Raw genomic sequence first — 13,061 nt, 5'->3', positions numbered from 1 at the left:
TTTTCGCGGAAAAGACCGGTATTTCAAGCGGCTTCTTTCGGGAAATTCTCTCGTTTTTCCAGGGCTCTTTTACGGATCTCTTCGATAAGCTTGTCTGCGAGAATTTCGGCTAGAGCGGAGATTTTTTCGTGGTTGATCGAGTTTCTGAGTTCGGATTTCATTGGTGCCTCCTCGGGGTCCTGGTTACAAATATAACGGACCCCCCGGACAAATCGGTTGCGGAGAAAAGAAAAAAAGCGGGAGAATTCCCGAATTTCCGCTGCCGATAGTACATAGAAACAAAAAGGCAAGGGTCTCCCGGTCAGGATGGAATTGGATTATAAAAGCCGTCTCGAGGAAATCGAGAGAGTCGACGGGTATTTCAGAAGGACTCCCGAGGGGATCTGGTGCTACGAACTGGATAGCCCTCTGGATATATCTTTGTCCGTGGAGGAACAATGCAAAATATTATTCGAAACAGCCCGCCTAACGCATTGCAACGATACGATGGCCCGTCTCTACGGATTTCATTCCGCAGACGAGATCAAGGGTAGATTACTTAAGGAAATTCTCGGGCCGTCTAACAGACTGAATACGTTCGGGATATCTGAATTCGTACGATCCGGTTACAAGACTTTGGACACCGAGTCCGAAGGAATCGATAAAAGGGGGAGATCCAAATTCTTCCTGAATACCGCCTTAGGAGTGGTGGAGAACGGATTTCTACTCAGAGCCTGGGGAGTCCAGAAGGATATCACAACCATCCGAGCCGCGGAACTCAAACTAAAAAGGACCATGGCGCTTGAGGGTTTATTGACTCGACTCTCTCGACATTTCCTAAGTGTGGAGCCCGGTAACACCAACGAGGCGGTTAACGAGGCCTTGGGAGAACTCGGTACATTCTGCGGAGCGGACCGCGCCTTTCTTTTTCTGTACACTCATGCGGGCCTCACTCTTTCCAATACGAACGAATGGTGTGCCGACGGTGTGGAACCTAGGATGCATCTTTTGCAAAATCTCCCCATAGAAACTTTTCCTAAGGAAGATTACGAAGCGATACGCACTCACGGTCATATAGTTTACGATTCCTTCGAGGAATTTCCCGACTCGCATCTTTCTCTCCGCAATCTTTTACAAAGAAGGGGAACCCGTTCCCTGGTCGTAGTGGGGCTCTCTTCCAATTCCGCGGAACTAGGTTTTATAGGATTCGATTCCATCATGGATAGAAAGCTTTGGACCGAAGAGGACATTTATATTCTGAGACTCGTAGGGGATCTCATCATTCTTGCGTTCGATCGAAAGAAGAGAGAATCGGATCTGAACGATTTCTACGAGAGAATGAACCACGATTTGGAATTGGCGCGTCTCACCCAAAGATCCTTGGTCTCTCGAGAATTTCCTTCTTCTCCTTTCTATAAAATAGACAGCTATTTTCGTCCTTTCGAGAAAGTCGGAGGAGATATCATAACGTATATCCAACACGAAACCGGAGTGATCGATATCCTTTTCGGAGACGTATCGGGGCACGGTATTTCCTCGGCGATGGTTTCCGGGATGGCGGTACTTTCCTTCCGTCACCACGCTAAAGCGGGGCTTTCTCCCGCCGAAGGGATAGAACAATTCGTGAGAGACCTGAAACCTATGGTAGTCGAACACCATATCGCCGCAGTCTGGGCCAGATTCTTTCCGGTCGAAAAGAAAATGGTCTATTCTTACGCGGGACACCCTCCCATTGTACTCTTTCGCGGAGAAGAGAGGATAGAATTGAAAGGCATGAACCTTCCTCTTCTTATCTTCGATTCGATAGAATATTTCAACGAATCCGTCAAATTACAAACCGGGGATAGGATCGTATTCTATTCCGACGGGATGTACGAGGTCTTTAACGGAGAGGGTAGGATCCTGGATCTACCCGGTTTTCAGGATATTCTTTCCGAGCATAGATATCTGGGAAGTCTGGAGGAGTATCTGGATCAGGTGGTTTCGGACGTATTCGAATTTTCGGAAGGAGTCTTCGGAGACGATATGGCCATGCTCGTTCTGGACATAGACGGCTGATTTTACTGGACATGAGCTCCGATCGGAGATTCGCTTAGTAAGACCGAGTTTTCTACTCTTTTTTAGGAAAATCGAATGTTAAATTGGATGGATCGAGTATACGCGGACGCCGAATCCATGGCTCGAAATCGTGCGAAGCCTTTGTTTCTGTTCGATTTCATTCTTTTATTATCCGGATTCACGACCCAGATCATCAGTTTTCCCAGGTTCAGGCCTGGCTTCTTCATCACATCGATCGCTTGCGCATTCTCCTTATATCTCATCTCGAGGGGAAAATACAGGATTGCGGCGAACCTGACTCTGATCGGCTGCGTAATCGCCATTACGGTGGGTATTTTTTTCGGAGTTCCTACGGATAGTCGCAGCTATTCCATTGCGATAGTGGTGCTCCTGTTCCTATACTTCGGAGATATCCGGAAGACGATTCTTGTAAGCGTGTATTGTTTGTTTCTTCTATTAGTGGAAGGGTATTGGGATTTCACGAAAGGTAGATTCCAGTGGATGGCGATCGCGGATCGGTTGATTCTGCATACCATATTCTCCTCGATAGCCATCTTGATCGTGAAGCTCTTGCACAATTATATAGAGGAAAAGGACAATCTGATCAAGGAGATCCATCATAGGGTCCGGAATAATATGCAGGTGCTTTCCGGACTCGTGGAGTTGCACAAGAAGGAAGATTATCCTACCGGTATATTAGAGGACTTTCATAGAAGAATGCTCTCCATCTCCGAGGTCCAAAACGCGATCTATAAGAGCGACAGCTATAACGAGATCAATTTCCTGGAGGTGGGTAAGGAGATTGTTGCGAGCATATCGGAAAAAAGTAATATTCCCGGTCTTAAGATAGATTTGCAGATGGAAAATCTGAATTTGCGCGTGGACAAGGCGATCCCGCTTGCGATGATTTTAAGCGAACTACTTTCCAACGCTTCGGCCCACGGGTCCAGGGACGGAATCCATTGCGAGGTCACAGTACGGTTCGAAAAGACGGAAGGAGTCTATAAATTGCAGATCAAGGACAAAGGGAACGGAATCCAGGATTGGAAGATCTGGACCCGTCCTAAAACGATAGGATTCACTTTGGTGCAGATTCTAAGTAGGCAGCTCAAAGGAGTATTCAATATTTATAATGATGAAGGGATCTGCGCGGTCGTTCAATTCGACGCTTGAATAGTCACTCGGGGATTTTTTTCCTTCCCAGTAAGAAGACTCCCGAAAGAACGAGTAAGGTCCCCGCCATATTCTCCCAGGTGATCCTCTCCCCTAAGAGAGAGGATGCGAGAAATAAGGTAAATATAGGGCCTGCGCTTCCCGCAATGGACGCGCGACTGGATCCTATCCTTTGGATTCCCGCGGTGGTAAGAAACGCAGGTAACACCGTAGTTAAGAAACCTAATGCGAATCCCAAAGCGTAGACTTGCCAAGGAAGTTCCAATAAGATTCTCCAATCCTTGCGGATCAGAAAATGGGCGATCACGAAGGCTCCGGACCAGAGCATGAGTAATGCGGTAAATCGGGTCGAGCCCAGTTTGGGAATCATTTGTCCGCTTCCGATGAGATAGATGGAATAGGCCAAGGCGGAAAGAAAGACTAAGAACCCTCCTATCCAAACGGATTTTCCTTGGGTATGCGCATCCGGTAAAAACGCCAGTAGAATACCCGAATATGTGAGTATCACCGAATAAATTTCTATTTTATGGACCTTCTTCTTTAGAAAAACGAAACTTAATATGAGAACGAGCGCGGGATAGGTGAATAATACCAGCCTTTCGATCGACGCGGAAAGATATTCCAGTCCCCAAAAATCGAAGAAGCTCGCCATATAATATCCCATGAAGGCCAAAAATATTACGATTCTATAATCCTTTCCTTCGATGGGTTTGGCGTCTTTCTTCCGACTTTCCTTGAATAATACGTATGCAAAGAACGGCACGGCGAATAGCATCCGGATCGCGAGGGTGGTCACCGAATCCACCCCGTATTGGTAGACTAATTTTGCCAGGATTCCCTTGGAGGAGAATAGAACGGTTCCGATTAACGCGTAGATCAGACCCAGAGTCTGTTCGCTCATGGACTTTTCGGATGCTTTCGAGACTTCTCCCATTTCTTCCAGGATTTTACGGATCGCCGACCTGAGAAGCGGGATTTATCCGAGAGATTTATTTGCCTAAAAAGAAAAGATTCACTTCCTTTTGCGAGAATAGATATCCTCCTCCCGGATGCATGGCAGGCAGAAAATCCGGATGCGGAGAATTACGGGCGTTCTCCTTCAACGCCTGAATTCTACCGTAACATTCCGAAAGATAGAATGCGTGTCCGCAACCCAGGAGATGGTATCCTTCGTGAACCAAAGTGCGAGAGGCTCCTCCTGATATCATATGCCCTAGGGAGGCCGTATGAGCGAGAACGTATCCTCTGGTTCCGGTATAGGAATCCACCGCTCCCAAAACTTCGAATGTGGGAATTAAGAATAAGGCCAGTATATAGGATGCGACCTCATAAGCGATATCCGAAAGTCTTACTCCTGCAAGAGCTAGGATCCGATCGCATTCGGAAGGAAGAGGAGCGGAGAAGAGTTCCTCCATGATGGCGTTTCCGGTCCAACCGGGCCTTTCCCAGTCCCGTACATTCTCCACTTTGGCTTGCAATTTATATAACGCCAACTCTTCGTTCCACGAGTCGAAGAGATAATTCATTCTTTCCGTCGATACGTTCCTGTCCTTCCAAACGCAAACTCTCACGGTGCGCAATTTTCCGTAATCGTGGGTCTCCCGTATCGATTCCCTATGGAACCCCACCATGGTGCAGGAGATAGGAAAAAGTAGGAATAAAAAACGAATATGTCTCATCTATGGGATGTCGCTCAAAAACTCGATGGAAAAGATCTGAAAATCGAACGATAATCAAGAAGAAGGGAAACCTGGAAAAATGCAAAAACAATTATCTACGTTGAAAATCATTCATTTTGCGATCTTTATCGCTCCTCTACTGTTCGTACTCTTCCCCTATTTGGAATCTAGACCGGCCCAAGAATCCGCCTTGCCTTTGCAGATTCTCGCGGCCTCTTCCATACTCGTTCCCGTTTCCTCTTTTTTGAGAAGGTTCCTTGCGGCCAAAGCCCGCACTCAAGCGGGAGAGGACAAATTCTCCAAATACCAAACGATGAAGATTTTAACCTGGGCACTTGTGGAAGCCGCAGCCTTAATGAACGGTACGGTATATTTTCTTTTCGGAGCGACTTTGTCCTTAGGGGCCGTCATCGCATTCTGTTTATTGAATTTGGTTCGATTCCCTAATTTGAGGGAGTTCGAGGAGCTTTTCGGAGAACCTTCGGATAGGATCCGCTAAGCGTGACTAACGGAAATCGTAACCTAAATGAATTCGAAAAAAGGAAAACCAAAGACTAGGATCCAACGAACGAGGGATAAGAAGAGTTCTCCTTTATTCGTTTTGCTCATAGCTATCCCGTTCGGTATATTCCTGATCAGTGCGATGTTCGGCAGCATATTAAAACAGGATCGGATCAGTTCGGAATTCGCGTTCGAGAATCGCTTGGGTCCTGTGGAAAGGGCTTGGAGAGGCTTAAAACTGAAGGTATACGCCTACGAGTACGGTCCGGATTATAGAAATAAGATCCCGGAAAACGAGGGAAGGGCCTTGGGTTTACTTAGAGAATCCTTATTGGAATCCGTTTTACCTAGGTATCTTTTTCTATTCTTAACGATTGCATTTCCTTTCTATTTCTTCCTACGTTTGATTAAGGAGAACCCGGCGGATCGTAAATCGGTTTGGCCGCAAAGTTCTAAATACGCTTCTCGCAAGACTTCTCCAGCGTTGACCCAAAAAAAAGCGAGCCGATAGAAAATCGGTTGCTTACGTTATTATGATACTTCGAATTTGCTTATGCTACCGAATCGAAAAAGAATCCTAAGCGCCGTACTCTTAGGCGTTTGCCTGATCTCCCAAGCCTGTACTCTTGATAAGCGAATAGAATTCGCGTCAGCCGATAAGATCGGACTGGAAGCGGGGAGTAAACCTTGCGTTAGCAATCCCGGCTTTACTCGTTGGTTTGCATTTTACGGATTATGGAGACTGCCTTTCTCCGAACCTGAGTTAGCCAAGAAAGAAGGTAAGGTGTATTTTGCCGAACACGGGGTCAATTGGTGGCAGGGTGCTCTGAATCTGGTTACCGGATTTTTTAGCTCCATCGTATTTTATAGGGTAAACGTCACGGAATGCGATCTAGGAACCCGTTTCGTGCATAAGGATGATTACGAGAAATTCTTCGAAGACGAGAGGGATAAGGCTCGCCAGGAATTCTTCGCTAAGACCGAAAAAGACCTGGAAGAAGGCCTCCGTAGATACCTCGAAAAGACCCACGCGGGCGAAAATTCGGGTAAAAATTACAGCACTATCATCTATAGAACCGGTAGAGTGTTCGAAGCCAGAGTAGTAGGCCAGGATACGGAATCCATCCGCGTGGAAACCGAGGACGATAACGGACAAAAGCACGAGAGCACGATTCCTAAAAAGGAAATCTATAAGGTGGTTTTTGCCACTAAGGTGATCAAAGTTAAGGACACCGGAAAGGATAAGTAAATCATAATATAGAACTTCATCCCTCGAACGAGGGATGAAGTTCAGTATTCTCGCAAGAAAATTCCCTATTAAGATCGTTCCGATTTCGTTTCTGCTTGTGTTAGTTTTTCTTTTTCGTTAGGCTTATATTCGATGCTATTTTCTTTCCGCCGCAGCTTGGCTATTTCCAAGGACCGTAAAAAGCCCAAATTCGGATTCGTTATCCTTTTATCAGAAAGGATTTTCTGGTCCATTCTTCTCGCTTTCGCGATTTCAAATTGCGGATTGGCTCTCGGCTTCCAGGCGGAACAAGAGGCTTCTCAGAAGCAGGACCAGTCCGGCACCAATCCAATTTTGGCCGCTTTAGGAATCCTGTCCGGACCCGCGTATTATCTTGGCTTTAACCCATCGATTGTGACGATCGTAAAGGATCCTATAAGCGTCGACGTTACGTTGAACGCATGGCCGGGTGGAGAGTCTCTATTTGTGGAGATGTCGGACAGCGTAGAAGGGGGAGTTGCCCAAATTTTTGCGGGAGAAAGCGTGAATTTCACGGCTTCCAATATGATCCAAAACTTATCTGTGGAAGCATTCGCTCATGACGATGTGAGTCGTCCCGGGGTAATCGTTTTTAAGGTTGCGAGTCCCGGCTCTATTATAGACGGACAAATCATCGGGGTTCTTCCTGTCGTGGTAACTGCGGCGGGATTCTAAGGTCGTATATAGTAATGTTAAGAAGGGCTTTAAGCACAATGTATAGGGTACAACTTCCGATTACTTTTCTACTGACGATCCACTGCGGCATGGCTTTGACTTTCCAAGCGGAGGAAGAGACGAGCCAAAAAGACGGTTCTGGGCAAATTCTTTAGTGGCCGCTTTGGGTTTGGCAGGCGGCGCCGGGGGAGGAGGAGCAGGTTCCGTTACGACCGCCACGATCAATCTTTCCGTGAGTGACGTAAAGTCCAACGTGAACGGGTTGAATTTGGGAACCGTGAACGTTACGATTCTTCCCGCGCTCTGAAATCGGTTAACGGACCGTTCCGAAACAGATCGCCATCATATCTCCCTGATCGAATTTCTTTACGGACCAATCCGCGATTTTTTTTGCGGTTTTGTAGAATGGGCCTGCGCCCTTCTTCGCGGTAAGTCCGCTTCCGTAGGAAATATGAGATAAGGGCATGTATCCTAAATCGCTTCCTAATTTTTTGAGGCCGGGTAGGCTATAATAATAGAGATGCTCCGGAACGTTCAGATATCTCCAGTTGGGTCCCAGCAATTTTGCCAAAGAACCGTATCTGCAAGTGGAAAGGATAAGCCTACCTCCCGGCTTGAGATGTATTAGGATTTTTTGAAGCGTTTCCTTGGGTTTATGCAGATGCTCTATGCTGGCCCAAAGCGTGATCAGATCGAATTTTCGACTTCCGTTCGTGTCCCATGTTAGAAAATCCTTTTGCTCCACATCTAGGCCTAGCTTTTTCCGGGCGAACTCCACCGGACCCGGAGCTATATCCAGGCCTTTCGTTTTCCAGCCCCTGTCTTTTAGATAATCCAAAAAATATCCGGCGGCGCAACCCACATCCAAGGAGGACTTATCGGAGCCTAAGGATTTTTCCCATTCGAAGAAACCTAAATCCCGTAGGTTCAGTCCGAAGACTCTTGCGATCTCTTTCTTCGTTACTTCGGAATAATAATTATCATAACCCCTATCCGTTCTTTGGGTGAAATAGCTGTCTTCGTAATACTTGGCGACTTCTTCCGGAGAAGGCTGCGGATTTACCTGTACGAGATCGCATGTTTTGCATTTCACGATTTGAAAGATTTCGCCTTTAGGACTGGCTTTAGAGAATAGGGTAAGAAAATCGGAATGAGAACATGTATTGCAAGGAACGGATTGCATACTTAGAAGATCGGTAGAAAGAAAAAGTTTGCCGACATAAATTAGGGTTTTTGCATCTTAAAAATCCTTGCAATAAGGGCGGACCGAGAACATATGAGCGGTTAGATCTTTTTAAAATCGGAAAGTGAATGAAATATCTTATCTCGCAAATTTTAATCATTTTGACGATCTTATTCTGTCTGCCTTCCTGCGGACTCAGCTATCTACTCTTCGATGAGGAAAACGGCTACTTAACGGAAAAGAAAACGGATCCTAAAGCCGATCTATTGCACGCGCTATTGGGCATTTCCTTCCCGATAGGGGAATCCTTTTCCGTCGTATTCTCTTCCACGAATTTTACCACTCCTACTTGGGGGCCCGCTTCTTATACGATCGGTTTGGGCCAGGTTCCATCTTCCTGGACGGATCAGAATTTTCAGTTCAACGTTTTTATACAGGTCAATTGCAATAATGTAGTAGTAAGCCAGATTAACGGAGTGAACGGGACATCCGATTCTTCCCAACTCTTCTCCCCGCCCTATCCTTCCATAAATGTCAACGTGGATGGAAATACGGCTGGTGCTTCCTGCGATTCCGCCGGTTATTGTGATATTATCCATCGGGTGCATAATCCGAGCCCTCCCTTGCTAAGCGAAGGATTATTATTGGGAACGATTAGAGCGAATTTTCCCGCGACTTGTTCCTCTTAATAGAAGAGTAACGGGAAGCGACAGGATTTATTACTTGCCTTTACTTCTCTTTTAGTCTATAAATTTCTTTCGGGAATTCGCTTCCGAACTAAGCAGGTCGTTACGGACCATCCGGTTGCGTTCCGAGGAGGAGGGTCTTATGAAGAGATGTCTTTTTGCATTCGCCTTTCTCGTCCTATTCTTTACCAATGCCTGCGGACTGTATCTAGGAGGGACCGAAGCGGGGCGTTCCTTCTTGGGTCTGGGAGAAGATAAGAAACAGGATCCGGCCGCCTTGGCTTCTCTGTTGCAAGTTGTGTCCGGGGGAGCTTTACTGGTATTCAGTCCTTCTCCTTTGAATCTGATTCCGGATGTACCCGGAAATTACACCGCTAGTCTTGCTTCGCCTGCACCTGCAAGTTGGGCGACGAACGAGGTCAATTTATTCTTCGATATAGATTATTCTTCTTGTCCTTCCGAAACTTCCGCGTCTCCAACGGTTTCCTTTGCTCCTCCTTCCTATAGCAGCCAGACTTTAGACATTACTACTCATTCCAACGGGAATTGCGTTCTGATCTTCACAGTGAATCAGGGTACCTCCGTTCAATCCGGAATTTCCGCAGGAACGTTCGGGGGCATTCTTCCCGTGATTAGTGCCAAATAGGATTGACTCCGTTTCGGATCCGGAAAAGATTTCGGACCTATTATGTGGAACAAATCGGCTCAAACTGTGGCGAGGTGCTTCTTCGCTCTAACGGCATTCGCCTGCTTCATAGGTGTCGCAATGGAACTTTGGTGGTCTTATCACCACGAGTCCCTATTGCCTCCCAACGCGGGGTTTACTCGGACTTTCGGACCCGGGTTCGATTCTTTTTTCAATCAGTTCGCATTCTTTACGACCCAATCCAACCTAATCTTAGGCGTGACGAATCTGTTTTTAGCTTTGGGATCGGCAAAGGATTCCCGGTCCTTACCGATCTGGCGTTTGGTGGGTGTGATAAATATTCTGATTACGGGAATCGTTTTTAATTTCATTCTACCGGGAAGGGAAAGAGAGGCCTTCGCGGAGGCGACTAGTTTTATAGAGCACACTCTCAATCCTATCTTAGGAATTCTGGGATGGATGGTCTTCGGTCCCGCGGGCTTCGTTACCTTGCCTAGAATTTTACTAGCGGCTTGTATTCCGATTTTGTATGCGGTATTCACTTTGGTCAGAGGCGCCATCATTCTATGGTACCCCTATAATATTTTGGATGTGACTCGAATAGGTTACGGAGGTGTTTCCGTAAATATAATCGGCATTTTCATTCTATTTCTTGCGATCGCGGGAGTTTTGGCCCTATTGGATAGATGGATCGGATCCAAGAGTTCGAAAGGGATCGGACTTTTGCGGGAATAGTCGGGATTCGTCGACAACGGATCTTTTCGGTTTTTAAAAACCGCTTTCCGGGGAAGGAGCGATCTAAAATCCTTCCCACTATGTATAGAATCTCCGCTTTGATTTCCCTTTTCGGGATTTTTCTTTTCGTTTCCGAATGTTCTCCTATTCGTTCCGTAGAGAACGAGACCATAAAAATAAAGGCGGTCGGGGACTTGGTGATGGGAACCAATTATCCGGAAAACAAACTTCCGGCCGATCCCAGAAAGACTCTATTCTCCGAAGTGGAACCCAGTCTGAAAGGTGCGGATATATTATTCGCGAATTTCGAGAGTACTCTTACCGATTATCCTCATTGTGCCAAGAATATCAATCGTCCTCTTATCTTCGCATTCAGGACTCCTCCATCGTATGCAAAAATCTTAAAGGATGTGGGATTCGATATCGTTTCCATCGCGAACAATCATAGTTTGGATTTTCACCAACAGGGTTTCGACGATACTGCCAAGAATCTTTCGGACGCCGGCGTGAGACATACGGGCAAAAAGGGAATCATCACTTATATGAACGCAAAAGGCGTTTCCGTCGCATGGATAGGATTCAGCCATATGCAAGCCGCTCATAATCATGTGAACGAAATCGAAGAAGGCGTGGCTCTCGTCAAGGAAGCCAAGAAAAAAGCCCAACTCGTTTTCATATCCGTACACGGAGGAGCGGAGGGCGGTCCGGCGCTTCATGTGAAAAACGAGCAGGAAAGATTCTACGGAGAATACCGCGGAAATCTGGTCGCTCTTTCCCACGCTCTCATAGACGCTGGTGCGGATCTATTCATAGGACACGGCCCTCATTTGCCTAGAGCTATGGAGTTGTATAAGGGAAAATTGATCGCATATTCTCTCGGGAACTTTTTGGGATATAGAGTGTTTTCCACAAAAGGTTATGGCGGCTATTCTTTAGTTCTCGAAGCGGACTTGGATAAGAATGGGAACTTTGTGAAAGGAAAAATCCATCCTTTGCAACTAAGCCAAAACGGAATTCCTGCGCCGGATCCGGACTTAAAAACCACGGAACTCATGCAGACTTTGACCAAATCGGATTTCCCTGGCAAGGGACCGAAGATCCAATCCGACGGTACGATTCTTCCTTGATAAGAATGTTGACAAATTCAAAAATCGACGGGATATTTTGGTATAGCTTCTAAGAAAGCAGTAAAAGACGAATTACCGACTGATCTATTGGACCGCGCTGCGAAAGCGGCGAAGCGAAAAGCATTCCAAAAAGATTTACCTATAGCAATCTTAGAGAAAGGTAAAGTCATTCTAGTGGACAAGAATAATCGCAAACGGTAGTCGGCGATCGCAAATAAGTCCTCGCATCGATTCAGAATGTTCGCCGGGCCGAATGGGTCCGGTAAAAGTACTCTGTACGAAGAGTTACGTAAATCTAAAAGCTTTCAAGTTGTGGGAGAGAAGACTCGGGATAAAATTTCTTGGTTCAGAAAAGAAATCCCTAAAGCCTTTCAGAAAGGTAACGGAGAAATACTTTCATTTACTAAAATGAAGTAGAACTCCGTTTCTGTGTTTACTTCTTAGGAGTGGTCGCTTCCAAAGCTCCCGCAGGCGCCTTATAATTCACTTCGAATAAATCGTAATGGGATTCTCTCCATCCGGTAGCGAATGCCACGGAGACTCCGAGGAAATACTTGGCTCCGTATTTGAGAGTACTCGTCGCGAAAGCGGCTACTTCCTCGTCGGTTATGGAAAATGGATGAACCTTTCCTCTGGTCTCGTCCAAATACAAGCCTTCCCAGGTTCCGATTAGAGTTCCTCTATATTCCAAACTTAGAATGCGTCCTGTGACCGAGAAATTTCTCTTGGATCCGGTTTTCTTTCCTATGAATTTATCCGGTCCATCTTTCGGAAGCGCCTTTTCCTGGATTTGGGCTCCGATCACTTCGTAGTCGGTGGAAAGAGCGATAGGTTCTAATCTATGAACTCTATACTGGACCAAAATCTCTTGGTTTAGGTTCTTGCTTAGGAAATTGACCACGTCCGCATTTTCCGGACGCACGCTGAACTCCACTTTTTGTTTGGTTGGGATAAAGCATTCGTCTTTTTCTTCGGCGCATGCTTCTTGCGGATTGAATGTCGTTACTTCCAATAGACCTTCGTAGGAATCGAAGATCAGACCTCTACTTTCGAATTGCGTGAGCTTGGCCACGGTCCATCCTTCCGAATAGGTTCCTGCGGCGGAAAGTGAGGTGGTGATATGGAAGCAGACTCCTAAAAAGAGAATGCGATAAATTAGATTGCGTTTCATTCGAATTTGGGACTCCCGATTCTAATTCCGGCTCGATCCTTAGGATTCATTCTTCGAGCGGATTCGAGAATCCTTGCCTAGTTTCCATCCAGTTCAAGAAAATATTTCTGCTTCGATTCGAAATTATGGATCCATCTCCGGACGAGAATCATCGCCTATTCTCGGGTCGATTTCCGCGTTT

16 protein-coding genes are annotated in these 13,061 nt (G+C 46.3%); 11 read left to right on the top strand and 5 right to left on the bottom strand.

Going from position 1 to position 13,061, the window contains the following annotated elements:
• Positions 1 to 23: 23 nt before the first annotated feature.
• Positions 24 to 161 carry a hypothetical protein gene (locus LEP1GSC061_RS21625; protein WP_016543341.1) on the bottom strand — a complete coding sequence of 46 codons (138 nt, stop codon included), beginning with the start codon at positions 159 to 161 and terminating at the stop codon, positions 24 to 26.
• 145 nt (positions 162 to 306) lie between these two features.
• Between LEP1GSC061_RS21625 and LEP1GSC061_RS03355 the strand changes: the two genes are divergently transcribed.
• Together LEP1GSC061_RS03355 and LEP1GSC061_RS03350 are read left to right on the top strand one after the other, a co-directional pair.
• The gene (locus tag LEP1GSC061_RS03355) at positions 307 to 2,037 is read left to right on the top strand and encodes a SpoIIE family protein phosphatase (protein WP_016543679.1); all 1,731 of its coding nucleotides are present in this window, start codon (positions 307 to 309) and stop codon (positions 2,035 to 2,037) included.
• Positions 2,038 to 2,112: 75 nt separating this feature from the next.
• Positions 2,113 to 3,210 carry a sensor histidine kinase gene (locus LEP1GSC061_RS03350; RefSeq protein ID WP_016543565.1) on the top strand — a complete coding sequence of 366 codons (1,098 nt, stop codon included), beginning with the start codon at positions 2,113 to 2,115 and terminating at the stop codon, positions 3,208 to 3,210.
• A gap of 4 nt (positions 3,211 to 3,214) precedes the next feature.
• Here LEP1GSC061_RS03350 and LEP1GSC061_RS03345 read toward each other — a convergent pair whose 3' ends face one another.
• Complete coding sequence (locus LEP1GSC061_RS03345; protein WP_016543464.1) at positions 3,215 to 4,144, bottom strand: DMT family transporter; 930 nt, start codon at positions 4,142 to 4,144, stop codon at positions 3,215 to 3,217.
• A gap of 55 nt (positions 4,145 to 4,199) precedes the next feature.
• Positions 4,200 to 4,889, bottom strand: a complete 690-nt coding sequence (locus tag LEP1GSC061_RS03340) for a hypothetical protein (protein WP_016544055.1) — start codon at positions 4,887 to 4,889, stop codon at positions 4,200 to 4,202.
• 79 nt (positions 4,890 to 4,968) lie between these two features.
• Here LEP1GSC061_RS03340 and LEP1GSC061_RS03335 point away from each other — a divergent pair, with 79 nt between their 5' ends.
• The 5 genes from LEP1GSC061_RS03335 to LEP1GSC061_RS21375 all read left to right on the top strand — a co-directional run bounded on the left by LEP1GSC061_RS03335 (position 4,969) and on the right by LEP1GSC061_RS21375 (position 7,639).
• Complete coding sequence (locus LEP1GSC061_RS03335) at positions 4,969 to 5,388, top strand: hypothetical protein (RefSeq protein ID WP_016543747.1); 420 nt, start codon at positions 4,969 to 4,971, stop codon at positions 5,386 to 5,388.
• 27 nt (positions 5,389 to 5,415) lie between these two features.
• A complete protein-coding gene (locus LEP1GSC061_RS03330; protein WP_016544123.1) occupies positions 5,416 to 5,901 on the top strand; it encodes a hypothetical protein in 486 nt (161 codons plus the stop codon).
• 42 nt (positions 5,902 to 5,943) lie between these two features.
• A complete protein-coding gene (locus LEP1GSC061_RS03325) occupies positions 5,944 to 6,639 on the top strand; it encodes an LIC_13076 family protein (protein ID WP_016543387.1) in 696 nt (231 codons plus the stop codon).
• Between the two features lie 132 nt (positions 6,640 to 6,771).
• Positions 6,772 to 7,332, top strand: coding sequence for a hypothetical protein (locus LEP1GSC061_RS03320; protein WP_016543550.1), 561 nt, complete (start codon positions 6,772 to 6,774; stop codon positions 7,330 to 7,332).
• 154 nt (positions 7,333 to 7,486) lie between these two features.
• Positions 7,487 to 7,639 (top strand): hypothetical protein, encoded by a 153-nt coding sequence (locus LEP1GSC061_RS21375; protein WP_016543705.1) that lies wholly within the window; start codon positions 7,487 to 7,489, stop codon positions 7,637 to 7,639.
• Between the two features lie 6 nt (positions 7,640 to 7,645).
• On the opposite strand, the gene LEP1GSC061_RS03315 is transcribed toward LEP1GSC061_RS21375, so the two are convergent.
• Entirely contained in the window at positions 7,646 to 8,515 is an 870-nt protein-coding gene (locus LEP1GSC061_RS03315; protein WP_016543921.1) for a class I SAM-dependent methyltransferase, read from the bottom strand.
• Between the two features lie 128 nt (positions 8,516 to 8,643).
• Here LEP1GSC061_RS03315 and LEP1GSC061_RS03310 point away from each other — a divergent pair, with 128 nt between their 5' ends.
• The 4 genes from LEP1GSC061_RS03310 (at position 8,644) to LEP1GSC061_RS03295 (ending at position 11,709) form a co-directional block, all read left to right on the top strand.
• Positions 8,644 to 9,204 carry a hypothetical protein gene (locus tag LEP1GSC061_RS03310; RefSeq protein ID WP_016543855.1) on the top strand — a complete coding sequence of 187 codons (561 nt, stop codon included), beginning with the start codon at positions 8,644 to 8,646 and terminating at the stop codon, positions 9,202 to 9,204.
• 139 nt (positions 9,205 to 9,343) lie between these two features.
• A complete protein-coding gene (locus tag LEP1GSC061_RS03305; protein ID WP_016543954.1) occupies positions 9,344 to 9,847 on the top strand; it encodes a hypothetical protein in 504 nt (167 codons plus the stop codon).
• Positions 9,848 to 9,889: 42 nt separating this feature from the next.
• Positions 9,890 to 10,582, top strand: a complete 693-nt coding sequence (locus LEP1GSC061_RS03300) for a Pr6Pr family membrane protein (RefSeq protein WP_040507716.1) — start codon at positions 9,890 to 9,892, stop codon at positions 10,580 to 10,582.
• An 80-nt stretch (positions 10,583 to 10,662) separates the two neighbouring features.
• Positions 10,663 to 11,709 (top strand): CapA family protein, encoded by a 1,047-nt coding sequence (locus LEP1GSC061_RS03295; RefSeq protein ID WP_016543749.1) that lies wholly within the window; start codon positions 10,663 to 10,665, stop codon positions 11,707 to 11,709.
• Positions 11,710 to 12,142: 433 nt separating this feature from the next.
• Here LEP1GSC061_RS03295 and lsa26 read toward each other — a convergent pair whose 3' ends face one another.
• Complete coding sequence (gene lsa26, locus LEP1GSC061_RS03285; protein ID WP_016543926.1) at positions 12,143 to 12,880, bottom strand: surface adhesion protein Lsa26; 738 nt, start codon at positions 12,878 to 12,880, stop codon at positions 12,143 to 12,145.
• Positions 12,881 to 13,061 lie beyond the last annotated feature (181 nt).

The organism is Leptospira wolffii serovar Khorat str. Khorat-H2 (assembly GCF_000306115.2).
In the GTDB taxonomy this organism is placed as follows: Bacteria; Spirochaetota; Leptospiria; order Leptospirales; family Leptospiraceae; genus Leptospira_B; species Leptospira_B wolffii.
The sequence above is the reverse complement of the archived record's forward strand: the minus strand, read 5'-3'. Positions and strand labels throughout refer to the sequence as shown.